This is a genomic window from Allobosea spartocytisi, assembly GCF_014764685.1.
Lineage (GTDB): Bacteria > Pseudomonadota > Alphaproteobacteria > Rhizobiales > Beijerinckiaceae > Allobosea > Allobosea spartocytisi.
The window spans coordinates 202,194-225,689 of sequence record NZ_JACXWY010000004.1; the positions used below are offsets into that span (position 1 = coordinate 202,194).

A 23,496-nucleotide genomic window follows, 5' to 3' on the forward strand; every position below is an offset into this window, starting at 1 on the left:
CGAAGGAGGCTCTCCCATGCTGCGCATGATCGGCCAGCGTCTGATGACGACGATCCCCTCGGTCATCGGCGTGATCATCGTCACCTTCCTGCTGACGCGGGTGCTGCCGGGCGACACCGCGGCCTATTTCGCAGGCCCTGCCGCATCGCCGCAGGCGATCATCGAGATCCGCTCCAAGCTCGGGCTCGACCAGCCGCTGCCCGTGCAGTTCGTGTCCTATGTCACGGCGCTGGTGAAGGGCGATCTCGGGACCTCGCTGACCACCGGCCAGCCGGTGACGGCCGACCTCGCCGCGCGCCTGCCAGCCTCCGCCGAACTGACGCTGGCCGGGCTGCTGCTCGCCATGGCGGTCGCCTTGCCGCTCGGCATCCTGGCGGCTGTGAAGCAGGGCTCCTGGATCGACCATCTCTGCCGCGTCGTGGCGACCGCGGGCGTCTCGCTGCCGGTGTTCTTCACCGGGCTTCTGCTCGTCTATGTCTTCTATTTTTTACTTGGCTGGTCACCGGCGCCGCTTGGGCGGCTCGACGTCTTCGCCTCCGAGCCGCCGCGCGTGACCGGCCTGCTCTTGATCGACACGTTGGTGGCGCGGGATTTCGAGACCTTCCGGGGCGCTTTCGCTCAGTTGATCCTGCCGGCGGTGACGCTCGCCATCTTCTCGCTGGCGCCGATCACCCGCATGACGCGGGCCTCGATGCTGGCCGTGCTCGGCGCCGATTTCGTGCGCACCGCCCGCGCCAGCGGCCTGACGAACCGCAAGGTCATCGGCACTTATGCTTTCCGCAACGCCATGCTGCCGGTGGTGACGACGCTCGGCATGGTGTTCTCCTTCCTGCTCGGCGCCAATGTGCTGGTCGAGAAGGTCTTCGCCTGGCCCGGCGTCGGTTCCTATGCGGTCGAGGCGCTGATCGCGTCGGACTACGCGCCGATCCAGGGCTTCGTCCTGACCATGGCGATTCTCTACGTCGCCCTGAACCTGATGATCGACGTGCTCTACGGCGTCATCGATCCCCGTGTCAGGCTGGAGGGTTGAAGAGCGTGAACGACATGGCCAAGGTCGAGCCGGCACCCGCCCAGGCAATCCCTGCCGAACCCGCTCCGACGCTGCGCTTCGAGGCGCCGCCTTCCACCAGCCTGTGGGCGCATGCGCGCCATATCGTCGCCGAGAACCCGGTGACGGGGCTCGCCTTCGGGCTGTTCGCGCTGATCCTGCTGGCGGCAATCTTCGGCCCCTCGATCGTCCCCTACGATCCGCTCGCGAGCAACACCAACGCCGCCCTGCAGGCGCCGAGCCGGGCGCACTGGTTCGGCACGGACCAGCTTGGCCGCGACATCTTCAGCCGCGTGGTGGCTGCGACGCGGCTCGACTTCTCGATCGCGATCTTCTCGGTGGCGCTGGTCTTCCTGATGGGCGGGCTTGCCGGCGTCATGGCCGGGTTCTACGGCGGCTGGATCGACAAGGTCGTCGGCCGCGTCGCCGACACGATCATGGCCTTCCCGCTTTTCGTGCTGGCGATGGGCATCGTGGCGGCGCTGGGCAACTCGGTCGGCAACATCGTGCTGGCGACCGCGATCATCAATTTCCCGCTCTATGCCCGCGTCGCGCGTGCCGAGGCGAATGTGCGCCGCGATGCCGGCTTCGTGCAGGCGGCGCGACTTTCGGGCAATTCCGACTGGCGGCTGCTCCTCACCCAGATCGTGCCCAACATCATGCCCATCATGGCGGTGCAGATGTCCCTGACCATGGGCTACGCGATCCTGAATGCGGCAGGCCTCTCCTTCATCGGGCTCGGCGTGCGCCCGCCGACGCCGGAATGGGGGATCATGGTGGCCGAGGGCGCGAGCTTCATCGTCTCCGGAGAGTGGTGGATCGCCTTCTTCCCCGGTCTCGCCCTGATGATCGCCGTGTTCTGCTTCAATCTGCTCGGCGACGGCGTGCGCGATCTCGTCGACCCCCAACGGAGGAACTGACATGACGGCAGTCCCTCTGCTCGAGATCAGGAACCTCACCGTCGAATTCGCCACCCGGCGCGGCGCGGTGCAGGCGGTCAAATCGATCGATGTCAGCGTCGCCAAGGGCGAGACGGTGGCGATCGTCGGCGAGTCCGGCTCGGGCAAGTCGGTCACGTCCTATGCCGTGGTGCGCATTCTCGATCGCGCCGGCCGCGTCGCCGAAGGCACGATCTCGTTCTCGGGCGTTGATCTCGTCGCGGCCGACGAGGCCCAGATGCGCGATCTGCGCGGGCGCGAGATCTCGATGATCTTCCAGAACCCGCGCGCGGCGCTCAATCCGATCCGCAAGGTCGGCAAGCAGATCGAGGACGTGCTGCTGCAGCATGTCCAGGCGACGCGTGCGACGGCCAAGGAGAAGGCTGTCGAGGCGCTGACCAAGGTCAAGATCGCCCGCCCCGAGGAGCGCTATGACGCCTATCCGTTCGAGCTGTCGGGCGGCATGTGCCAGCGTGTCGTGATCGCGCTCGCGTTGGCCTGCCAGCCGCAATTGCTGATCGCCGACGAGCCGACAACGGGCCTCGACGTCACCACGCAGAAGGCGGTGATGGATCTCATCGTCGAGCTGACCCGCGAGCGCGGCATGTCGACGATCCTGATCACGCATGATCTCGGCCTCGCCGCCGCCTATTGCGACAAGGTCGTCGTGATGGAAAAGGGCAAGGTGGTCGAGACCGCGCTGGCCAGCGAGATCTTCCGCAACCCGCAGCATCCCTACACCCGCAGGCTGATGCAGGCGACGCCGCGACTGGGCACGAGCCTCGCAGACTTGCTGCTCGACGCGCCGCAAACCGTGCCCGCCGAAGCCAGGACAGCCGTGACTGAGCCGAAACCGGCGGCCGAGGCCGGTCCCCTGATGCAGGTCGAGAATCTGGTCAAGGAATATCCGCGGGCCGCGACCGGTGCGCTCCTCGCCAAGCTGATGGGCAAGGCCGAGCCGGAAAAGCCGGCCTTCCGCGCCGTCGATGGCATCAGCTTCAGTATCGCCAGGGGCGAGACGCTGGGGCTCGTCGGCGAATCCGGCTGCGGCAAATCGACGACCTCGATGATGGTCACGCGACTGATCGACCCCAGCGGCGGCAAGATCGTCTTCGACGGTATCGATATCGGTGCGATTCCCGCCAAGCAGTTCGCCGCGTCGCCGTATCGCCGGCGCATCCAGATGGTGTTCCAGGACCCGACCGACAGCCTCAATCCGCGCTTCACCGCCGAGCGCGCCATCGCCGATCCGATCATGCGGATGGGTGCGGTCAAGGGACGCGATGCCCTGCGTGCGCGCTGCGAGGATCTGGCGAGGCTCGTCGGCCTGCCGGTCGAACTGATCGACCGCTTTCCTCACCAGCTTTCCGGCGGGCAGAAGGCGCGCGTCGGCATTGCGCGCGCGATCGCGCTCGACCCGGATCTGGTTATTCTCGACGAGCCCACGGCCGCGCTCGACGTTTCCGTCCAGGCGGTGGTGCTGAATCTCCTCGAAGAGCTCAAGGGACGGCTCGGCATGAGCTATCTCTTCGTCTCGCACGATCTCAACGTGGTGCGGCTGCTCTGCGACCGGGTGATCGTGATGAAGACGGGCTCGATCGTCGAAGAAGGCACGGCGGAGGAGGTGCTTGGCGATCCCAAGGCGGAATATACGAGGGAATTGCTGACCGCGATTCCGCACCCGCCGCTATAAGCGCGTCCTGCCCGCGATCGCCATCGCGGGATAGTTCTCTGGAGATGCCTGCAGATGAAGATCAACGACCCTGCCGTGCTGGCCGAGGTGGAAGCCGCCTTCGCAGCCTATGAGGCCGCGCTTACCGGCAACGACGTCGCAACGCTGGATGCGATCTTCCGCAAGGCGCCCGAGACCTTGCGTTACGGCGTCGCCGAGAACCTCTACGGCCATGACGAGATCGCCGCCTTCCGCTCGGCGCGCTCGCCGGTCGGACTCGAACGGACGCTGGAACGCACCGTCATCACGACTTATGGCGACACAGCGGCCACGGCGAACACCATGTTCCGGCGCGACAGCATGGTCGGCAAGGTCGGTCGGCAGAGCCAGACCTGGGTCAAGTTTGCGGAAGGTTGGCGCATCGTCAGCGCCCATGTCAGCATCATCCCCGAATGAACGGCAGGCGGCGGCGCATTCTTCATGACGCCGTGACCGGCATCGCTCTGCCTGCTATGCAGGCATCGGCGATCCCACCTGCCTTCCGATCCTGATCATGCCGCCGCGCCCTGCCGCCACTTTGGCGATATCCAAACCTGCAGCGCCACCGCGGACGCGGACCGAAGCACTTCGTCTGCAGATCGCCGACGAGATCGTGTCGGGCGCGCTCGAACCGGGAACGCCCCTCGACGAGCAGGAGCTTGCGGCGCGGTTCGGCGTCTCGCGTACTCCGGTGCGCGAAGCGATACGCCAGCTCTCGGCCTCGGGTCTCGTCAGCGTCCGGCCGCATCGCGGCGCGGTCGTGGCCTTGCCCACTCCGACGCAGCTCGACGACATGTTCGAGGCGATGGCCGAGCTTGAGGCGCTCTGTGCGGGACTCGCCGCCCGCAACATGACCGTGCCCGAACGGCGCGGTCTGGAGGAGTTGCATCAGGTGCTGCGCGCGCTCGTCCATGAAGGCGATCCTTTGCGCTATCATGAGACCAACGAGGCTTTTCACGCCGCGATCTACTCGGGCTCGCACAATGGCTACCTTGCCGAACTGACCCTGATGACGCGCGCCCGGGTCGCGCCGTTTCGCAGGGCGCAGTTCCGGGCGGCCGGGCGCCTGGGAGGCTCCTATCAGGAGCACGACCTGATCGTGCAGGCGATTCTGCGGGGCGACCAGTCCGGTGCGGCAGAGGCGATGCGCGCCCATATCGGCATCGTGCGCGACGCTTTCAGGACCTATGCGGGAGCGTCCTGAGGCTTGGCCTGCGCCGCGACGAAAGCCCGCCAGCCGCCGAACTCGGTCACATCGCGCGCAGCCTCGGTCGCGATCTGTTCGCAGAGGAATCCCTTGACCCGCGTGCCGTCGGCCAGTGCCAGCGTGCCGATGCCCAGCGGGGAGGGGATGCCTGCGACGAAGCGACCAAAGCCGTCGGCAGGCAGCGCCCAGACCTCGAGCGCGATGGCTGCCCCGCCTTCGCGAACGCGGATCAGGCCCGGCCGCGCCGGCGGGCCGCCGGGTAAGGCGAAGAGCCGGTAGTCCGCCGTCGTGGTGGTCGCGCGCAGGAATGTCGCGCCAAGCCCGGTCAGCTCGCCATTGAGCGGCATGCTCGACAGATGCGCACCGACGACCGCAATCTCAATCGTGCCCTGTGGAGCGGCCATCGGAAGATCCGCAAGCGGCGTCATCGGCGCGTCCAAGGCCCCGAGCGTCAAGCCGGAGGCGTGATGGAAGGCGCGGCCGAACGTGGCCAGCGCCGCATCGCGGCCGGACGGCGCGATGAGGGTGACGCCCGCCGCAGTGCCATCCTTCGCCAGGCTCACCGGCACGGCGAGGGCGCACATGTCGAGCAGGTTGACGAAATTGGTGTAGCGCCCGAGCAGCGAGTTCCTGCCGATCGGGTCGGCGGCCATCTCCGCGAGAGTGACCGGTCGCGGCGCCGTCGGCACCATCATCGCGTCGATACCCTTCAGCGCGGCCCTGGCGGCGAGTGCAAGCTCGGCCAGCCGGTATTGCGCCGCGAAGGTCTCGGCCGCATCGGGCAATGGCTTGCCGGCAATCACCTGCTTGATGACGGGCAGGATCGCTTCGGGGTCACGCGTCAGCAGCTCGCGGATCGCGAGGAAGCGTTCGGCCACCCAGGGGCCGTCGTAAAGCAGACGGGCCGTCTCGTAGAATGGCGTCATATCGAGGGGGACGATCGTCGCGCCCAAGGCCTGCGCACGCTCGACCGCCAGCGCGAAGCTGGCGGCTGCCGTCGCATCGCCGTCGAAATCGAGATCGGCGGATCGCGGGACGGCAATCTTCTGATGCGGCGGCAATGCGCCGGATTGCCCAAGCGCGACAGGCCGGGAGAACGGGTCGGTGGCATCGGCGCCCGATATCACCTCCAGAACCGCCGTCGCGTCGTCGACCGTCAGTGCAAACACCGAGACGCAGTCGAGCGTGCGGCAGGCCGGCACAACGCCCGTCGTCGAAACCAGGCCGAGGCTCGGCTTGAGCCCGACGAGGTTCTGGAGGCCGGCCGGCACGCGCCCGGAGCCGGCGGTGTCGGTGCCCAGCGCAATGGGGACGATGCCGGAAGCGACCGCGCTGGCGGAGCCGGAGCTGGAACCGCCGGGCACCAGATCGACCCGCAGCGCATTGCGCGGCGTGCCATGGGGCGAGCGCGTGCCGTTCAGCCCGGTGGCGAACTGGTCGAGATTGGTCTTGCCGATCACGATGGCACCGGCGGCCCTCAGCCGGGCGACCGCGGCGGCATCCTGCGTCGGTGTGTAGGCGAAGGCCGGGCAGGCCGCAGTGGTCGGCAGGCCAGCGACGTCGATATTGTCCTTGACGGCGACCGGCACGCCCCAGAGCGCACGGCCGCGCGGCCCCTCCGCCTGCAGCCGCTCGGCCTCGGCGAGCGCCTCGGCCTCGGGCCGGAGCGCGATGAACATCGCCGGATCGTCGACCGCGCGCAACCGGGCATAGCTCGCGGCGATGGTCTCCGCGAGGTCGCGGCTCCCGTCGAGATGGGCGGAGAGGATGTCGCTCAGGGTCCGCACGGGCAGGCTTTCCATTTGATGGGATGGGTTGGCTGGCTAAAAATTGATCAATCGGCGCGTCGTTGCATGCAAGGATTATGCAATGAGCCTCCGCTTGGAGCTTTCCCGGGAAAGGCAGGGCTGTCCGCCGCAGGTCCTGCGGGCGGAAATGATCTTCGGGATCGCAAGTTTCCTTTCCAGATCAGCATGATGAAGCGGCCCGCCCGTCGCCGTTGCTCCTTCCGATGGTGGCCGCGCGTTGCGAGCCGGAGCAGGCACAGCCCTTGCAAAGCCTGTTCCGTTCGCTTTGCGGGGAGCGCCGCCTGATGCCAGCCGTCGAGATTGCCGCGAAGCCGAGAGCTCTGCCTGTCGACTTCGCTCGCACGGCCCTGGTCATCATCGACATGCAGCGCGATTTCCTAGAGCCGGGCGGCTTCGGCGCGGTGCTGGGCAACGACGTCTCGCTGCTCGTCAAGGCGGTCGCGCCCTGCCGCCGAATTTTGGAGGGTGCGCGCGCCGCCAGCCTGCTGGTGATCCACACCCGCGAGGGGCACAGGCCCGATCTCTCGGACGCGCCGCCGGCCAAGGTGCAGCGCGGACCGGTGGAGAAGCGCATCGGTGCCGACGGGCCGATGGGGCGCATCCTGATCCGCGGCGAGGCCGGGCACGGCATCGTGCCGGCACTGGCGCCGCTGCTCGGCGAACCCGTGCTCGACAAGCCTGGCAAGGGCGCCTTCTACCAGACCGATCTCGACCTGATCCTGCGCAACCGCGGCATCGAGACGCTGCTGGTCTGCGGCGTCACCACCGAGGTCTGCGTCCATACGACGGTGCGCGAGGCGAACGACCGGGGCTATCGCTGCCTCGTTCTGGGCGATGCCTGCGCTTCGTATTTCCCCGAGTTCCATGAGGTGGGCCTGCGTATGATCGCGGCCCAGGGCGGCATCTTCGGCTGGGTCTCGACGACCGGCGAGGTGCTGACGGCGCTCGCCCGGACGATGAAGGCGGCGTGAACCACGGCTGAAAAACGGGGACCGGAGGGTACGATGGCGGCGACTGCGACGACAGGCTCTTCACCGAAGCTCTGGACGCCGGGCGACTGGAACGCCCTGTTCGGCTTGGGCCCCCATATCCTCGTCAACCTGCTGACCACCGAGCCGCATGGCAAGCTGGAGCCCGCCGAATGAACGACGCCAAGCCGGCCTTCGATGCGGCGCGCCATTGCGATGCGATGGCGCCCGCGCTCGGTCTGACGATCACCGAGGATCAGCGCCCGGCGGTGCTGCAATTCCTGACCATCGCCGAGGCCATGGCCGCGATCGTCTTCCGCGCTCCGCTCGACGAGGCGGCCTTCGAACCGGCCGGCGTGTTCCGTGCCGGGCGTTCCGGCGGCGGAGAACCCGCGTGAGTTTCGACGCCTTCGCTCCGGCCCATCGTATCGCCACCGATATCCGAGAGGGCGCGATCAGCGCGAAGGAGGTCGTCGGCGGCTTTCTCCAGCGCATCCACAAGCTCAACCCAGCTCTCAACGCCTTTACCGACGTCACAGCCGAGCGCGCCCTCGCGCAGGCTTCAGCCATCGACGCCCGCCGCGCCGCGGGCAAAACGCTCGGGCCGCTCGCCGGCGTGCCTTTCGCTGCCAAGAACCTGTTCGACATCACGGGTCTGCCGACCCGGGCCGGCTCGAAGATCAACCGCGCACGTTTGCCCTCTGAACGCGATGCGGTGCTGATCGAGCGCCTGACCCAGGCCGACGCGATCCTGCTCGGCGGTCTCAACATGGGCGAATACGCCTATGATTTCACCGGCGAGAACGCCCATGACGGTCCCTGCCGCAACCCTCACGACCTCGCCCGCATGGCGGGGGGATCTTCATCAGGCTCGGGTGCTGCGACGGCCGCGGGGTTGGCGCCCATCTCGCTCGGCTCCGACACCAATGGCTCGATCCGCGTGCCGAGCTCGTTCTGTGGCGTCTTTGGACTGAAGCCGACCTATGGCCGGTTGCCGCGCACGCGCAGCTTTCCATTCTGCGACTCACTCGACCATCTCGGCCCTTTCGCCCGCGACGTGACCGACCTCGCGATGGCCTATGACCTGATGCAAGGCCACGACGCGCATGATCCGGCCTGTGCGGTCCGGACGATCGAGCCAACGCTGCCGACGCTGAAGGACGGCGTATCCGGCCTGCGCATCGCGATCGCCGGAGGGTATTTCGCGACGGATGCGATGCCGGAAGCGCAGTCCGCCGTCACCGCGGTCGCCCGGGCGCTCGGCGCAATGCGCGTGATCGATGTCGCCGGAGCGGGCATCGCGCGTGCGGCCGCTTTCCTGATCACGAATGGCGAGAGTTCGGCCTTCCATCTCCAGCGGCTGCAGCAGCGCGCCGATGATTTCGACCCCGAGACGCGCGACCGCTTCCTGGCCGGCGCGCTGCAGCCGACGGCCTGGTATCTCCAGGCGCAGCGGGCGCGGCGCTGGTTCCACGACGAGATGATGCGGCTGTTCGAGACCGTCGACCTGATCATCGCGCCGGCGACCCCCTGCACCGCGCCGGAACTGGGTCAGAAGGCCATGGTGCTGCAGGGCAACACGGTGCCGCTCAGGCCCCATATCGGATTGTTCACGCAGCCGATCTCCTGCGTCGGGCTGCCGGTGGCGGCCGTGCCCGTCTTCGGGGGCTTATTGCCGATCGGCGTTCAGCTCATCGCGGCGCCCTGGCGCGAGGATATCTGCCTGCGCGCAGCCTATGCCGTCGCCCGCGCCCAGGTCGCTTCCGCCCAGCCTCCGCGGCTGGACCATGACTGAATCGCCTGCGCAAGGGATGATCTGACGGCAGCGGATTTTCCAACGGGTGCTTTTGGGCTGCGAAGTCCTGATTGGGGCGCCTCCGGGTTGAGGCACGACGCGTCAATGGCCGCTCATGACGAGGCCTTGGCCCCCATCCGGCAGAACAGGCTTTGAAACCGCGCCCTTCCGTGCAGAAATTGCGCTCGCGCCCGGATCGTCGCGCGTCCTGCCGGACGCGGTAACGGTGGTCCATGTATCTGTTATCGCATCGGATTCTTTCGAGACGTGGATTCCGGTTCTCGGTCCGATGCGATAGCGCTGTCGACGAGATGTTTGCGGAGTAGCCCGTGAGAAATCCTTACGAGGTTCTGGGTGTCGCCCCGACGGCTTCGGCCGCCGAGATTCAGAGCGCCTATCGCAAGCTGGCGAAAAAGCTGCATCCGGATCTCAACCCCGGCGACAAGGCGGCGGAGGATAAGTTCAAGGAGGTGGCGAGTGCGAACGACCTGCTGAGCGACGCCGATAAGCGCAAGCGCTTCGACGCCGGCGAGATCGACGCCTCCGGGGCGGAACGGCCGCAGCAGCACTTCTACCGGGATTTCGCGACCTCGGACCAGGGCAATCCTTATGCCGATGCGTCGGGCTTCGCCGATTTCATCGACGAGGACGATGCCTTCGCCGAGCTTCTGCGGCGCAGCCAGCGGGCGCGGGCGAACCGGCGCGGGCAGGATCTGCACTACCATCTGGCCGTCGACTTCGCAGATTCGATCGCCGGCGCGACCAAGCGGCTGAATCTGCCGGATGGCAGCACGATCGACGTGACGATCCCGCCGGGTCTCGTCGACGGCCAGACACTGCGGCTCAAGGGCAAGGGCGCGCCCGGCACTGGCAAGGGTGGGCCGGGCGACGCCCTGATCGAGGTCGAGGTCAGGCCTGATCGGCGCTTCACCCGCGAGGGTGACGACATCACGCTGGAGCTGCCGATCTCGCTGACGGAGGCGGTTCTCGGTGGGCAGGTGCGGGTGCCGACGCCGACGGGCGACGTGACGATGTCGGTGCCGAAGGGCTCGAATACCGGGACGAAGCTGCGCCTGCGCGGTAAGGGCGCGCCACGGCGCGGCGGCGGCCAGGGCGACCAGTTCGTCACGCTCAAGGTGGTCCTGCCGAAATCGCCGGGGCCGGAACTGGAGGCGTTCGTGTCGAGCTGGAAGGACAGGGATTACGATCCGCGCGAGGCGAGGGCGTGATGAGGATGACCAAGCAGGAGTTCCTGACCTCCTCGGGGCTGCAGGTTCAGGTGCTGGAGTTCTGGCTGGAGCAGCGCTGGCTCCTCCCGGAGGAGGCCGAGGCCGGGATGTTCTTCAGCGAGACCGATGTGGCGCGCGCACACTTCATCCGGCAGCTCAAGGACGATCTCGGCGCCAATGATGCGGGCATCGACGTGATCCTGCATCTCGTCGACCAGGTCCATGGCCTGCGGCGCGTCCTTGTCGAGCTGCGCGAGGGCATGAAGGGGCGGCAGGACTAGCGGGATGGCAGGCACCCACCCGTGCCAGGCGGTGCGGGCGCCGAAAGCTGGCGGCGGGATGGAACAGAGCTGCAGGACAGGCGGTTATGGCCCTTGTCCGTCGTGGCGCGCCGATTGGCCTGAGCGGGGACAGACTTCAACCCAGAAGGACGCTCGAGATGAACGACAAGGTCAGGGAGAACATGGATGTCATCGGCGCGGACGGCGTCCATGTCGGAACGGTCGATCGCGTCGAGGCGCAACGCATCAAGCTCAAGAAGAGCGATGCTTACGGCCGGCATGAGGGCCACCATCACTATATCGAGCTCGGTTTCGTTGCCGGTGTCGAAGGCAACAAGGTCCGCCTCTCCGCCAATGCGGATATCGCCGTGACGCTCGAAGAAGAAGCGACGGGAAAACCGGTCGATCTGTGACGGGCGCCGGCCGCGACCGCAAGCCGGCTGCGGCCGCCGCACTTTGGGAGGATCGGGAGCGATGCAGCAATACGACCTCTACATCAATGCCGGGAAGCCCGCGGTCGGCCTCTATGTCGCCAGCGGCGCGAAACTTCCGGATTTCGCCGATCCGAAGGAATGGATCTTCGACGGAACTGCCGCCGCGGACCTGCTCCCGCCGAGCGTGATCGAGGGCGTGGCCAGCGCCGGCCATGCTTTCCGCGACATGGATTGAGACCTGCCGGGAGCGACGCGGCCCCGACCTTCCGCGCCAGGGCAAGGTCGGCACGCTGCCGACGCTCTTCCCATAAGCGCCGCTCCGCGCAATCATCGGCAAGACCATCCGGGCGACCGGGGTTGTTTCGCGTAAGGTTGTCGAGCGGGTCTTCCATGGATTTGAGCGTTCCATCCGTGATCTCGCAGCCGGTCGTGGCAGCCCTGACGCGTTCCGCGATGTTCCTGGTGGTGACGATCAATCCCGGCAGCGGGCCCGAGGAGACGGTGCGGGGTCTGTGTGCCGATCTGTCCGCGCTGCTGCGGGCCGTCGGCTTCCGGGACCTTGAGGGCAACCTGTCCTGCGTCATGGCCTTCGGCTCGGTCGCCTGGGACCGGCTGTTCGACGGGCCAAGGCCGAAGGAGCTGCATCCTTTCCGGGAAATCCGCGGCGTGCATCACGCCGTCTCGACACCCGGCGACATCCTGTTCCACATCCGCGCGACCAAGCGGATGGATCTGTGCTTCGAGCTGGCACGGCAGATCATGCTCCGGCTCGATGGCGCGGTCACGGCGATCGACGAGGTCCATGGCTTCAACTATTTCGACGATCGCGACCTGATCGGCTTCGTCGACGGCACCGAGAACCCGGCCGGGCCGGACGCGCTCAAGGCTGCCATCATCGGCGACGAGGACGCCGATTTCGCCGGCGGAAGCTATGTCATCGTGCAGAAATACCTGCATGACCTGGCAGGCTGGGAGAAGGTACCGGTCGAGCAGCAGGAGAACATCGTCGGCCGCTACAAGCTCTCCGACATCGAGCAGGCCGACACGGTCAAGAAGCCCTATGCCCACAACGTCCTGACCAGCATCACCGAGGATGGCGAGCCGGTCGACATCCTCCGAGACAACATGCCTTTCGGCAAAGTCGGAACGGCCGAGTTCGGCACCTATTTCATCGGCTACTGCCGCACGCCGCGCCGGATCGAGCGCATGCTGGAGAACATGTTCATCGGGTCGCCGCCGGGCAATTACGACCGGCTGCTCGATTTCAGCCGCGCGGTCACCGGCTCGCTGTTCTTCGTGCCGACGGCGAGCTTTCTCGATGCCGTCACGGCGGAGAAGCCCGAGGCCGAACTGACCGCTCCCGAACCGGTTCCGGCGCCCGCTCCATCCAGACCATCCGGCGACGGCTCGCTCGGCATCGGCTCCCTGAAGGAAGAGGCAGGCCATGAATAATCTGCACCGGGACCTCGCGCCCATCTCCGATGCCGCCTGGGCGGAGATCGAAGACGAGGCGTCGCGCACGCTGAAGCGCTATCTGGCGGCGCGGCGCGTCGTCGACGTGGACGGGCCGAAGGGAACGGCTTACGCCGCTGTCGGGACCGGGCATACGCGCCCGATCGAGGCGCCGGGTGAGGGCATCCGCTCCCTGCTGCGCGAGGCGCAGCCGCTGGTCGAACTGCGCGTTCCGTTCACGCTGACGCGACAGGCGATCGACGATGTCGAGCGCGGCTCGGAGGATTCCGACTGGCAGCCGCTGAAGGATGCGGCCAGGACGATCGCCTTCGCCGAGGACCATGCCGTCTTCGAAGGCTATGCCGCGGCCGGGATCGGCGGCATCCGCGCCGGCAGCAGCCATGCCGCGGTACCGCTCCCGGCCGATCTCGACGACTATCCGGAGGCGGTTGCCAGGGCGCTGAGCGACCTCAAGCTCGCCGGCTGCAACGGTCCCTATGCGCTGGTGCTGGGCGGCGAGGCCTATCGGGCGGCGAGCGGCGGCAACGAGGAGGGCTACCCGATCTTCCACCATCTCGAGCGCATCGTCGATGGCGGGGTGATCTGGGCGCCGGCGATCGAGGGCGGCTTCCTGCTCACCACCCGCGGCGGTGATTTCGCGCTCGATATCGGCCAGGACCTCTCGATCGGTTATCTCAGCCACTCCGCGACCACGGTCGAGCTTTATCTCCAGGAGAGCTTCACCTTCCGCATGCTCACCTCGGAGGCCGCCGTCGCGCTTGCGCCGGCCCAGCGATGACAGCCGCCGCGGACCATCATGTCGTCATCGTCGGGGCCGGTTTCGGGGGCCTCGAAGCCGCACGCCATCTTGCGCCCACCGGCCTGCGCATCACGGTGATCGACCGGCGCAATCACCATCTCTTCCAGCCGCTGCTCTATCAGGTCGCGACGGCCTCGCTGCCGACCTCCGAGATCGCCTGGCCCGCCCGCTCGCTGCTGCGCCGATACAAGAACGTCACCACGCTGCTGGGCACCGTCGTCGGGATCGACAAGGCGGGGAAGACGGTGCTGCTCGAGGGCGAGCAGCCCATCGCCTTCGATACGCTGATCGTCGCAACGGGCGCCCGCCACGCCTATTTCGGCCGCGACGAATGGGAGCCCTACGCGCCGGGCCTGAAGACGCTGGAGGATGCGACGCGAATTCGGCGCCGTATTCTGTCGGCCTTCGAGCAGGCCGAATGGGAGCCGGACGAGGCTGCCCGCGCGCCCTTCCTCACCTTCGCGATCATCGGCGCGGGGCCGACCGGGGTGGAGCTCGCCGGCACCATCGCGGAGCTGGCGCATGACACCTTGCGCGGCGATTTCCGCAATTTCGACACGCGCAGCGCCCGCGTCGTGCTGATCGAAGCCGGCCCGCGCATCCTGGCGGGCTTTACGCCCGATCTTTCGGCTTATGCGGAGCGGGCGCTTGCGCGCCTCGGCGTCGAGATCAGGCTCGGCCATCCGGTCTCCCAATGCGGGCCGGACGGTGTCGAGCTCGGCGGCGAATTCCTCGCCGCCAAAACGATCCTCTGGGCGGCCGGCGTGGCAGCGTCGCCCGCGGCCGAGTGGCTCGGGGCGCCGGCGGACCGGGCAGGACGGGTGCGCGTCGAGCCCGATCTGTCCGTGCCGGGAGATCCGGCGATCTTCGTGATCGGCGACACGGCTGCCGTGGAAGGGGCGGATGGCAAGCCGGTTCCAGGCGTCGCTCCGGCCGCGAAACAGGAGGGCGGCTATGTCGCTGGCGTGATCAAGGCGCGGCTCGCCGGCAAGGCTCCTCTGCCGCCCTTCGCCTACAAGAACGCCGGGAACCTCGCCACGATCGGCAAACGGGCGGCGATCGTCGATTTCGGCTGGATCAAGCTCAGGGGCCGCCTGGCCTGGTGGATCTGGGGCGTCGCCCACATCTTCTTCCTGATCGGCCTGCGCAACCGCATCGCCGTGTCGCTCAACTGGCTGTGGATCTACTTCACCGGCCACCGCAGCGCCCGGCTCATCACGCAAGGCAATACGGGCACGCCGCGACAAACCGAGTGATGTGAGCGGCGACTCTCGTGCCGAAAGCGAAGGTCATGGACCTCGCTATACAAGCTGTCGCGAACAGCTTTCCGTCCGCGCCGCCTTATCCGCGCAGCCCCGCCACCACCGGCCGGCGATAGGAGAGGGCGGCCGGCAGAACGGCGAACAGGCCGCCGATGGCCGCGAGCCCGAGCGCCGGCAGAATTTCGCCGAGGCCGATGGCCGGCGAGAGCATAAGCCCCGTCCGCTGCGCGACGAAGCCGGCGAGGACTTGCGTCGCCAGCGCGCCGAGACCCAGGCCGAGCAGGCAGCCGAGCGCGATCAGCGCGACCATGCCGAGCCAGACGACGAGCATGACATAGGCGCGCGGCGCGCCGAGCGCCCTGAGCACGGCATAGCGTCGGCGGCGCAGCCCGGCGACGGCGAGCAGGAGCAGCAGCACGGAAGCGAGGATCAGGACCGTGTTCAGCGCGGAGGCGATGACGAGGATGTCGCGGATGTCGCCGAGCGCGCCGTAAAGAGAGACCAGCACCTCGGCGGGAAAGAAGGCCATGGTGCCGCCCTGCCGATATTGCGCGCGCAGCTGATAGGCACCCGCGACGCTCTTCGGCTTGACGACGATCGCCGGCACGCCGGGGACGCGCTTGCCGTCGAAGGGCGGGCCGATCCTGTCTTCCGCCTTCGCGGGACCGCTGCCGGCCACCGAGCCCTGTTTCCAGAATGGCGCGTCGCTCGCGGCTTCCTCGGAGGCATGGCCGTTGCCGAGGCCGTGGACCTCCCAGACGCTCTCGATCGGCACGAGGATGGCGCGGTCCCAGGGAGAGCCGAGGCGGGGCAGCCGCCCGACCACGGTGTAGCCATGGCCCTCATGCTTGTGGCCGTCCTCTTCTGCGTCGGCCTGACCGGGCGTGGCGGCGTGGCTGGCGACGCCGTGGGACGGGGTGATCGTGTCGCCGAGCCTGTAGAGAACGTCGGCGCCGAGCACGGCCTCGCCCTCCGCCGCGAAGAGCCGGCCCTCGCTCGGCGCGATCCAGCCCCAGCGACCGGCGAAGGCGGCCGTCGTTCCGACGATCGCATAGCCGCGGCTGACGTCGCCGAAAGCGATCGGCGCCACCTGCGCCACGCGCTCGTCCTTGAACAGCGTGTTGAGCAGGCGCCCGTCGAGCAGCGGCAGCGCGTCCGGCTGCAGATAGACCGCCGACATCAGGAGCTGCGTCTGGCTGCCGGGCGCGCCGATGATCAGGTCGAAGTCATTGGCGGCGCTGGTCGAGCCATGGCGCAGGGCGCGTTCCTGCGCGCCGATGGCGACGCCGGTGGCGATCGCGAGCGCGATCAGCAGGACGATCGCCGGAGCGGTCCAGCGCAGCGCGCGCAGATCGGCCAGCATCATGGGGAAAGGGTTCATCAGGCGGCTTGGCGCTGTGCGGTTCGGGAGAGGTCGAGGCGCTGGCCGAAGCGCGCGAGCAGCGCCGGATCATGCGTGGCGCAGAGCAGCGTGGCGCCGCTCTCGGTGGCGGTTTCGAGCAGGAGGTCGGCGACCTCGGCGGCGTGGGCGGCGTCGAGGCTCGCGGTCGGCTCGTCGGCGAGGATCAGAGCCGGCCGGCTGAAAAGGGCGCGCGCGATGGCGACGCGCTGCTGCTCGCCGCGCGAAAGCAGGGCGGCGCGGCGGCGCGGATCGGGCAGGCCCATGCGGTGGGCGAGAGCGGCGGCGCGTTCCTTCTCGGTGCCGCTCAGCCGCCAGGCGGAGAAGCTCGCCGGCAACGCGATGTTGGCGGCGATGTCGAGCTCTGGGATCAGGTGAAAATCCTGGAAGACGAAGCCGATGGTCTCACGGCGCCAGCGGTCGCGGCCGGATTCGGACAGCTCGGAAACGGCGCGGTCGTTCCAGAGGATGCGGCCTCGGGAGGGGCGCAGGAGCCCGGCCACCAGATGCAGCAGCGAACTCTTGCCGCAGCCCGAAGGGCCGCTGACACCGAAGCGGCTGCCCGGTTCGATGGCGAGCAGGGGGATGTCGATCAGGCGGAAGGGCCGGCCGTCGGCGTCGCGATGGTCGAGCGCAAGGTTCTCCAGCGTCAGGCGCCCGGAGGCCGGTTCAGGCGAGGGTGAAGCCGGCATCCACGATCCTGATCTGGCTGACGAAGCCGGTTTCGGCGTCGGTGGCGGAGCCGATCTCGAGCCGGCCGGTGACCGCGACCTTGCGTCCGGCGCTGACCATCGGCGTCTCGGCCTTCATGAACACCACGACGATGTCGACCGGCCAGTCGGCATCCGACTGGCAGAAGGGGCAGATCGCCAACGGTTCGCGCGTCAGCACGAAGAAATGGCTTTCCGCCTTCAGCGGCGGGGCCATGTAGCCGAGCATGCGCACGGCGTGGCCACGCAGCGCCGTGACGCGATCGGAAAACTGGAAGCCCAGCACCCCGAAGGATTTGTAGAGCCCGTCGAAGGCGATCGCCTCGGCCTCCGTGGCGGCGTGCGCCTGCCCGCAAAGGCTTGCCGCCGCGAGGCCGAGCAGGGCTTCGCGGCGGGAGAACGACGGGAGGGGGAGGATGCGCTGCATCGCGACCTCGTCTGGCTAAGGTGGTACGGCCCTCGGGACCGTACCACGTCGGTGTGCGGTCTTGCGCCTCGCGGCTTACTTGCCGCCGAGCGCCAGCGCTTCCGCCATCACGCGGAAGACGTAGGTGTTCGGCTTGTGGCCGCGGAATTTCTCCGCGCCCGGGCCCATCGCCGTCAGGATGACGTCGTCGGCGGAGTGCACGCCGCTATTGGCGTCGAAGGGCAGGTTGCCGGTCTTGCGAGCTGCGAGCGGGCCGGAGCAGTCCTTCTCGTTGGCGATGTTGGTCTTGCCGTCCGGACCCTTCACGGCCGGGACGCGCTCGCCGTCCATGGCGGGGCGGCCGGTGTCGCAGGTGTCGGGGTAGGAGCCGTAGACCACCGCGAGGCGGCGCGAGGTGTCGACCTTGGTGGGATAGCCCTCGGCATCGACCGGGCCGTAGTTCGGCGGCACGGAGTCGGCGTAGACGCCGAGCTTGTCGCGCAGGAGCTGGCCCGGGCGGTCGTCGTCATAGGTGCCGATGATCGAGATCGGGTGGGCGTGGTCCGGCACGACGATGATCAGCGTGTCGTTGCGGTCGCCGGCGAAGTCCTTGGCGACCTTGACGGCGTTGTCGAGCATGATCGTGTCGAAGACCGAGCGCTCCCAGTCGAGCGAGTGGCTGTACTTGTCGATGCGGGCGGATTCGACCATCAGCAGGAAGCCTTCGGGATTGCCCTTCAGCATGTCGATGGCGGCCTTGGTCTGCTCGACGACATCGGGCTGATCCGGGAACTTGGAGAGCGTGCCCTTCTTGGCGAGGCGCAGGTCGAAGGCGCCGTCGATATTGCCGGTATTGTAGAGGCCGAGCAGCTTCTTGGTTCCGCCGGCGGCGGCCGCGTTCATCTCGGCCTTGGTGGTGGCGAGGGTGTAGCCGGCCTCCTTGAACTTCGCGATGAAGTCCTCGCCGTCGGTGCGCTTCGAGCCCGGCGTCGTCTTGGCGAGGAAGTTGGGCGAACCGCCGCCCATGATCACGTCCGGCTTCACGTCGTAGAACATCTTGACGATGTCGTTGTAGTCGGAGCGGCGACGGGTATGCGCGACCATCGAGGCCGGGGTCGCGTCCTCGATCTCGGAATTGGTAACGACGCCCACGGCCATGCCGGTGCGACGCTTGGCCAGCTCGGCGATGGTCTCGACCTTGGGGTGGTCGAGCGTCAGCGCGTTCTTGGCGCAGTAGACGCCGAGCGCGTTGACACAGGACTTGTGGCCGGTGGTGTAGGCATGGGCCGCATTGGCGCTGTCGGTCACGATGGAATCGGTGCCGGAGGTCGAGATCAGCGCCATGTTCGGCATGTCGTCCATCGCGAGCTCGCCATTGTAGCGGCCTTCTTCCCAGCCCTTCGCCAGGATGCGCGCGGCGGTGCGGTTGGCAACCGACATTCCGTCGCCGATGAAGAGGATGACGTTCTTGGCGCGGCGCGGCTGGGCGGTCGCGAAGACCTCCCACTTCACCGTGGACTTGCTGGTGCCCTGCGTCGCCTCGACCGTGTAGCTGCCGGCCGGGAGGCTGGCGCCGCGCAGCCACAGCGCCGAATGCTTCTGGCCTTCCTCGCTCTGGATGAAATTCGTCGGCCGGCCGAAGATTTCGGCGGCGGGCTTGCCGTTGATCGTCACATTGACGTCGGCGGAGGCCGGGGCGTTGGGGAACTCGACCTTGAAGTCGAAATGCGAACCTTCGAGGATCTCGGCGCGGTTGATCGGGTAGATGGTCTGGGCCGTCGCGGGCATGGCCGCGGCGAGCGCACCCGCCATCGTCATCATCAGCAATCGTTGCGCCTGCATAGGTATCTCCGCCATCGCGTCAGGTCAAAAAGGGCGAGCCGTGCTTAGGCAGCTCGAATGACAATACGATTACCGTTCGGAATACCTTTATTTGTTATATTATTACGTTTCTTTGTTGCGCCTCGACGAGGCCGACAGGGCCAGCTCCATCGGAGCAAGGCGCGTGCCGGGTGCATGGCCGCCACCCTCCCACCGATGGGGCGCGCAAATTGTCGCAAGGGGGGCGATCGTCTACTAGGAACCGTAAGCCAGCTTCCTAACCTCAGAATCGTTCGATAACCCGATGACAGCCGCGGTCCAGGTTTCGACAGCACAGCGCGCCATGATGCCCGTGCTGATCGCTCTCAGCTTTACGCATCTGCTCAACGACATGATCCAGTCGCTGATTCCGGCGATCTATCCGATCATCAAGGATTCCTACCGGCTGGATTTCGGGCAGATCGGCCTGATTACGCTGACCTTCCAGGTCTCGGCCTCGCTGCTGCAGCCGGCGGTCGGGCTCTACACCGACAAGCATCCGATGCCCTATTCGATGGTGGTCGGCATGGGCTTCACGCTGTCGGGGCTGATCGGGCTGGCCTATGCCGGCAGCTACGGCTTCCTGCTGCTTTCGGCGGCCTGCGTCGGCATCGGCTCCTCGATCTTCCATCCCGAGGCGACCCGCATGGCGCGCAACGCCTCGGGCGGCCAGCACGGGCTGGCGCAGGGCATCTTCCAGCTCGGCGGCCAGACGGGCGGGGCGCTCGGGCCGCTGCTCGCGGCCTTCGTCATCGTGCCGCGCGGGCAGGGGAGCCTCGCCTGGTTCTCGGTCGCGGCGCTCGTCGCGATGATGCTGATGGTCTGGACCGCGGCGAGCTATGCAAGGCTCGACCGGGCGCGGCCGCCGAAGCCGGCGGCCAAGGTTGTCGCGGCGCGGCCGGGCAAAGGCTCGGTGGCTTTCGCGATCTTCATCCTGATCGTGCTGCTGTTCTCGAAGAACGCTTATTCGGCGAGCTTCAGCTCGTTCTACACCTTCTACCTGATGGGCAAGTTCGGCATCTCGATCCAGCATTCGCAGGAGATGCTGTTCCTGTTCCTCGCCTCCTCGGCGGTTGGTGCAGTGGGCGGCGGCATGCTCGGCGACCGCATCGGCCGCAACAAGATCATCTGGTTCTCGATCCTGGGCGCGCTCCCCTTCACGCTGATCCTGCCCTATGCCGACCTGTTCTGGACCGGCGTGCTGACGGTGATCATCAACATCATCATGTCGAGCGCCTTCGCGGCCATCCTGATCTATGCGCTGGAATTGCTGCCGGGGCGGGTCGGGCTCGTCGGCGGCTTCTTCTACGGGCTGTCCTTCGGCCTCGGCGGCCTTGCGGCGGCACTGCTGGGCGAGTTCGCCGACCATCTCGGCATCGAGATGGTCTACAAGCTGTGCTCCTTCATTCCGCTTGTGGGTCTGCTCGCCTGGTTCCTGCCTCGGATCAGCGAAGGCGGCGGGACGAAGGTGGGGCATTAGGCGCGGGCGGCACGCTCGCGCCGTCATGCTCGGGCTTGACCCGAGCATCTTTGGCAGGAGATTCTCGGGTCTGCGCTTCGCTTCGCCCGAGAATGACGGCGCGGCTGCGGACCGTCAGATCGCGAGCTTGCCTGCCTTGGCGGCGGCATAGCGCTCCTCGATCTTCGCCCAGTTCACCACGTTCCACCATGCCTTGAGGTAGTCGACGCGGCGGTTCTGGTACTTCAGGTAATAGGCGTGCTCCCAGACGTCGTTGCCGAACAGCACCATCTGCTTGTCCATGACGGGGCTGTCCTGGTTGGGCCGCGGCAGCAGGCTGAGCTTGCCGGCCTTGTCGACCGTGACGAAGACCCAGCCCGAGCCGAAGACGCGCAGGCCTGCCGCCTCGAAATCAGCCTTGAACTTGTCGAAGCCGCCGAGGTCGCGCGTGATCGCGGCCGCGACCTCGCCGCCCGGCGCGCCGCCGGCATTCGGCCCGATCACCTCCCAGAACATCATGTGGTTGGCATGGCCGCCGCCATTGTTGCGGACCAGCGTGCGCAGGCTCTCCGGCAATTGGTTGAGATCGGCCAGCAACTCGCCGACCGTGGCCTTGGCGATGACGCCATTGTCCTTCGCGGCGCCGTTCAGGGCCGCGACATAGGCTGCGTGGTGGCGGTTGTAGTGGATGTCCATGGTCGCCGCGTCGATATGGGGTTCGAGGGCGTTGGCCTCGTAAGGGCGCTTCGGCAGCGAGAAGGGGCCCGCGGGAGCCGCCGGCGCGGCGGCCTGCGCCCAGACCTTCGGGGCGGAAGCGACGAGAGCTACACCGGCGCTCAGGGCGAACAGGCTGCGGCGCGAAATCGTGAAGGCTGCGGTCATGATGGCGTCTCTCCAGAGGGGTTGCGGTCGTGGGGACGTTGGGATTCCGATCCTCGTCGTGTCGGGCTGTTCTTGAGGTGACGCGCGGGAACGGAAGGTGTTCCTGCGTCATCCGCCGTGCCCTTCCGCAGAGGCCGCATCGCCGCGGCGCGCGCATGCTGCCATCCTACAGGGCACTCGGCTAGCGGTATCGGCGGCGGGTGGGGGCCCTTAACCGCCAGTTTACCGCGTTTGGCTACGTTCCGGAAGGAATCCAGCCGGGAAGCGCGCCGTCATGCAGGCACAGGCTCTCAAGGTCGTAGCACTACCGCAGGAGCCCGCCCCGGCGGCATCCGCGCCGGCCGCGACCCTGCCGGCCGGCGAGGCCGTGCCGGTCGAAACCGGCGCGGCGCGGGCCGTCCGCGAGATCGCGGAGCGCTTCGGCAAGCTGGGCGCCGAGATCACCGATGTCGCGGGGCGCATCGTCGATGTCAGCCGCCAGCTCGACGGGCAGACGAGCGGCCTGCGCCGTGTCGTCGGCGCGGTCGATCAGGTTTCGCATGCCAACAACGCGATCCAGCAGGCGGCGGAGGGCGCCCAGGCCGCGGCTTCCGCCGTGCGCAGCGGGCTCGAGCGCGTCACCGGCTCGGTCAAGCTCGGGCTGAACGCGGCCCAGACCGACATCGAGACGCTTTCGGACGAGGCGCAGTCGATGTCGCAGGCGCTGGCGCAGGCGGTGACCGACGCGCATAAGGCGCGCGCCTCCAGCGACGCGATCCAGGCGATCACCCGCGAGATCCAGCTGCTGGCGATCAATGCCGGTGTCGAGGCGGCGCGCAGCGGCGAGGCTGGCAGGGGCTTTGCGGTCATCGCGGCCGCGGTGAAGGCGCTGGCCGAGCAGACGCGCGAGGCGACCGCCGCCAGCGCCCGCCAGCTCGACATGCTGGTGCGCGCGGTCGATGGGCTGGCCCGGCGCAGCGAGGACAATGCGCAGACGGCGCGGCGCGCCATTGACGGCAGCCGGACGATCTCGTCGCAGATCGGCGAGCTCGACAGCTTCGGCCGCTCCGTAGTCCAGCTCATCGGGGAGATCGAGGCGATTTCGCAGCCGACGCGGGAGAACGCGGCTGCCTGCACCAAAGCCGGACAGGACCTTGCCGCTCTGGTGGCGGGCGTCGACCGATCGACGGAGAATCTCGAGCGGGCGGCGCAGCGCACCGACGCTCTGGTGGCGATCAGCGAAGGCATCCTCGGCTCGATCGCGGCCTCGGGCGTGCGGACTGCGCAGTCGGAGCTGATCGCGGCCGCCGTCGAGACGGCCGGCAGCATCGCGACCCTGTTCGAGCAGGGGCTCGCGCGCGGCGAGTTCGGCCTCGCCGATCTGTTCGATGAATCCTATACGCCGATACCGGGCTCGGACCCGCAGCAATACCTGACCCGTTTCGTCGCATTGACGGACCGGCTGCTGCCGCCGCTGCAGGAGAAGCTCCTGGCGTCCAACGACCGCATCGTCTTCTGCGCGGCCGTCGATCGCAACGGCTTCCTGCCGACGCATAACCGCAAATATGCGCAACCACAGGGCAGCGACCCGGTGTGGAACAACGCCAATTGCCGCAACCGCCGCATCTTCGACGATCGCACCGGGCTGGCGGCGGCACGCAACCGCAAGCCCTTCCTGCTTCAGAGCTACCGGCGGGACATGGGCGGCGGGGAGTTCCTGGTGATGGAGGATCTGTCGGTGCCGATCATGGTGAAAGGCCGGCACTGGGGCGGCTTCCGCATCGGGTTGAAGGTCTAGCGCTGCCGCGATTCCGGCCAGTCGAGTTGAGTGAGCGAGTTCCGAGTCAG

General features: G+C 67.7%; 24 protein-coding genes. 18 read left to right on the top strand and 6 right to left on the bottom strand.

The genetic code is table 11. From position 1 onward, the window contains the following. The first annotated feature begins 16 nt into the window (after window positions 1–16). The 5 genes from IED13_RS08490 to IED13_RS08510 all read left to right on the top strand — a co-directional run bounded on the left by IED13_RS08490 (window position 17) and on the right by IED13_RS08510 (window position 4,901). Window positions 17–1,030, top strand: a complete 1,014-nt coding sequence (locus IED13_RS08490) for an ABC transporter permease (RefSeq protein WP_191123915.1) — start codon at window positions 17–19, stop codon at window positions 1,028–1,030. Between the two features lie 14 nt (window positions 1,031–1,044). Further along, window positions 1,045–1,968, top strand: a complete 924-nt coding sequence (locus IED13_RS08495; RefSeq protein WP_038360062.1) for an ABC transporter permease — start codon at window positions 1,045–1,047, stop codon at window positions 1,966–1,968. A 1-nt stretch (window position 1,969) separates the two neighbouring features. Beyond that, window positions 1,970–3,679, top strand: coding sequence for a dipeptide ABC transporter ATP-binding protein (locus tag IED13_RS08500; RefSeq protein WP_191123916.1), 1,710 nt, complete (start codon window positions 1,970–1,972; stop codon window positions 3,677–3,679). Window positions 3,680–3,733: 54 nt separating this feature from the next. Continuing rightward, window positions 3,734–4,114, top strand: coding sequence for an oxalurate catabolism protein HpxZ (gene hpxZ / locus IED13_RS08505; protein WP_133563011.1), 381 nt, complete (start codon window positions 3,734–3,736; stop codon window positions 4,112–4,114). A gap of 97 nt (window positions 4,115–4,211) precedes the next feature. Then, complete coding sequence (locus tag IED13_RS08510) at window positions 4,212–4,901, top strand: GntR family transcriptional regulator (RefSeq protein WP_038358977.1); 690 nt, start codon at window positions 4,212–4,214, stop codon at window positions 4,899–4,901. On the opposite strand, the gene atzF is transcribed toward IED13_RS08510, so the two are convergent. Then, window positions 4,883–6,706: an allophanate hydrolase gene (gene atzF / locus IED13_RS08515; RefSeq protein ID WP_191123917.1), complete on the bottom strand. Its 1,824-nt coding sequence runs from the start codon at window positions 6,704–6,706 to the stop codon at window positions 4,883–4,885. The genes IED13_RS08510 and atzF overlap by 19 nt on opposite strands. A gap of 290 nt (window positions 6,707–6,996) precedes the next feature. On the opposite strand from atzF, the gene IED13_RS08520 reads away from it, so the two are divergent. The 11 genes from IED13_RS08520 (at window position 6,997) to IED13_RS08570 (ending at window position 14,947) form a co-directional block, all read left to right on the top strand. Continuing rightward, window positions 6,997–7,683, top strand: a complete 687-nt coding sequence (locus IED13_RS08520) for a cysteine hydrolase family protein (RefSeq protein ID WP_191123918.1) — start codon at window positions 6,997–6,999, stop codon at window positions 7,681–7,683. Between the two features lie 33 nt (window positions 7,684–7,716). Next, the gene (locus IED13_RS08525) at window positions 7,717–7,857 is read left to right on the top strand and encodes a hypothetical protein (protein ID WP_191123919.1); all 141 of its coding nucleotides are present in this window, start codon (window positions 7,717–7,719) and stop codon (window positions 7,855–7,857) included. Then, window positions 7,854–8,078 (top strand): DUF4089 domain-containing protein, encoded by a 225-nt coding sequence (locus tag IED13_RS08530; protein WP_038358969.1) that lies wholly within the window; start codon window positions 7,854–7,856, stop codon window positions 8,076–8,078. The genes IED13_RS08525 and IED13_RS08530 overlap by 4 nt, the downstream gene beginning before the upstream one ends. After that, entirely contained in the window at window positions 8,075–9,475 is a 1,401-nt protein-coding gene (locus tag IED13_RS08535) for an AtzE family amidohydrolase (RefSeq protein ID WP_191123920.1), read from the top strand. Before IED13_RS08530 ends, IED13_RS08535 begins: the two co-directional genes overlap by 4 nt. A gap of 329 nt (window positions 9,476–9,804) precedes the next feature. Further along, complete coding sequence (locus IED13_RS08540; RefSeq protein ID WP_112762657.1) at window positions 9,805–10,704, top strand: DnaJ C-terminal domain-containing protein; 900 nt, start codon at window positions 9,805–9,807, stop codon at window positions 10,702–10,704. After that, the gene (locus IED13_RS08545; RefSeq protein WP_318652236.1) at window positions 10,704–10,985 is read left to right on the top strand and encodes a chaperone modulator CbpM; all 282 of its coding nucleotides are present in this window, start codon (window positions 10,704–10,706) and stop codon (window positions 10,983–10,985) included. The genes IED13_RS08540 and IED13_RS08545 overlap by 1 nt, the downstream gene beginning before the upstream one ends. A gap of 158 nt (window positions 10,986–11,143) precedes the next feature. After that, the gene (locus IED13_RS08550) at window positions 11,144–11,398 is read left to right on the top strand and encodes a DUF2171 domain-containing protein (RefSeq protein WP_038358963.1); all 255 of its coding nucleotides are present in this window, start codon (window positions 11,144–11,146) and stop codon (window positions 11,396–11,398) included. A gap of 61 nt (window positions 11,399–11,459) precedes the next feature. Next, window positions 11,460–11,654: a hypothetical protein gene (locus IED13_RS08555; protein ID WP_191123921.1), complete on the top strand. Its 195-nt coding sequence runs from the start codon at window positions 11,460–11,462 to the stop codon at window positions 11,652–11,654. A gap of 155 nt (window positions 11,655–11,809) precedes the next feature. Beyond that, entirely contained in the window at window positions 11,810–12,871 is a 1,062-nt protein-coding gene (locus tag IED13_RS08560; protein ID WP_191123922.1) for a Dyp-type peroxidase, read from the top strand. Beyond that, on the top strand, window positions 12,864–13,670 hold the full coding sequence (locus tag IED13_RS08565) for a family 1 encapsulin nanocompartment shell protein (RefSeq protein ID WP_191123923.1): 807 nt from the start codon (window positions 12,864–12,866) through the stop codon (window positions 13,668–13,670). Before IED13_RS08560 ends, IED13_RS08565 begins: the two co-directional genes overlap by 8 nt. Beyond that, window positions 13,667–14,947 (top strand): NAD(P)/FAD-dependent oxidoreductase, encoded by a 1,281-nt coding sequence (locus tag IED13_RS08570; RefSeq protein ID WP_191123924.1) that lies wholly within the window; start codon window positions 13,667–13,669, stop codon window positions 14,945–14,947. The genes IED13_RS08565 and IED13_RS08570 overlap by 4 nt, the downstream gene beginning before the upstream one ends. 85 nt (window positions 14,948–15,032) lie before the next feature. Here the strand turns inward: IED13_RS08570 and IED13_RS08575 are convergent, their stop codons facing one another. From IED13_RS08575 to IED13_RS08590, 4 genes are all read right to left on the bottom strand, one after another. Continuing rightward, the gene (locus IED13_RS08575; protein ID WP_191123925.1) at window positions 15,033–16,334 is read right to left on the bottom strand and encodes an FtsX-like permease family protein; all 1,302 of its coding nucleotides are present in this window, start codon (window positions 16,332–16,334) and stop codon (window positions 15,033–15,035) included. Then, window positions 16,334–17,044 (bottom strand): ABC transporter ATP-binding protein, encoded by a 711-nt coding sequence (locus IED13_RS08580; RefSeq protein WP_191123926.1) that lies wholly within the window; start codon window positions 17,042–17,044, stop codon window positions 16,334–16,336. Before IED13_RS08580 ends, IED13_RS08575 begins: the two co-directional genes overlap by 1 nt. Then, entirely contained in the window at window positions 17,022–17,489 is a 468-nt protein-coding gene (locus IED13_RS08585; RefSeq protein ID WP_142021772.1) for a hypothetical protein, read from the bottom strand. Before IED13_RS08585 ends, IED13_RS08580 begins: the two co-directional genes overlap by 23 nt. Before the next feature lie 75 nt (window positions 17,490–17,564). After that, window positions 17,565–19,310 (bottom strand): alkaline phosphatase, encoded by a 1,746-nt coding sequence (locus IED13_RS08590; RefSeq protein ID WP_191123927.1) that lies wholly within the window; start codon window positions 19,308–19,310, stop codon window positions 17,565–17,567. A gap of 283 nt (window positions 19,311–19,593) precedes the next feature. Here IED13_RS08590 and IED13_RS08595 point away from each other — a divergent pair, with 283 nt between their 5' ends. Continuing rightward, a complete protein-coding gene (locus IED13_RS08595) occupies window positions 19,594–20,808 on the top strand; it encodes an MFS transporter (RefSeq protein WP_038358952.1) in 1,215 nt (404 codons plus the stop codon). Window positions 20,809–20,922: 114 nt separating this feature from the next. On the opposite strand, the gene IED13_RS08600 is transcribed toward IED13_RS08595, so the two are convergent. After that, window positions 20,923–21,669, bottom strand: a complete 747-nt coding sequence (locus tag IED13_RS08600; RefSeq protein ID WP_191123928.1) for a superoxide dismutase — start codon at window positions 21,667–21,669, stop codon at window positions 20,923–20,925. A gap of 274 nt (window positions 21,670–21,943) precedes the next feature. On the opposite strand from IED13_RS08600, the gene IED13_RS08605 reads away from it, so the two are divergent. After that, window positions 21,944–23,446 carry a methyl-accepting chemotaxis protein gene (locus tag IED13_RS08605; protein WP_191123929.1) on the top strand — a complete coding sequence of 501 codons (1,503 nt, stop codon included), beginning with the start codon at window positions 21,944–21,946 and terminating at the stop codon, window positions 23,444–23,446. Window positions 23,447–23,496 lie beyond the last annotated feature (50 nt).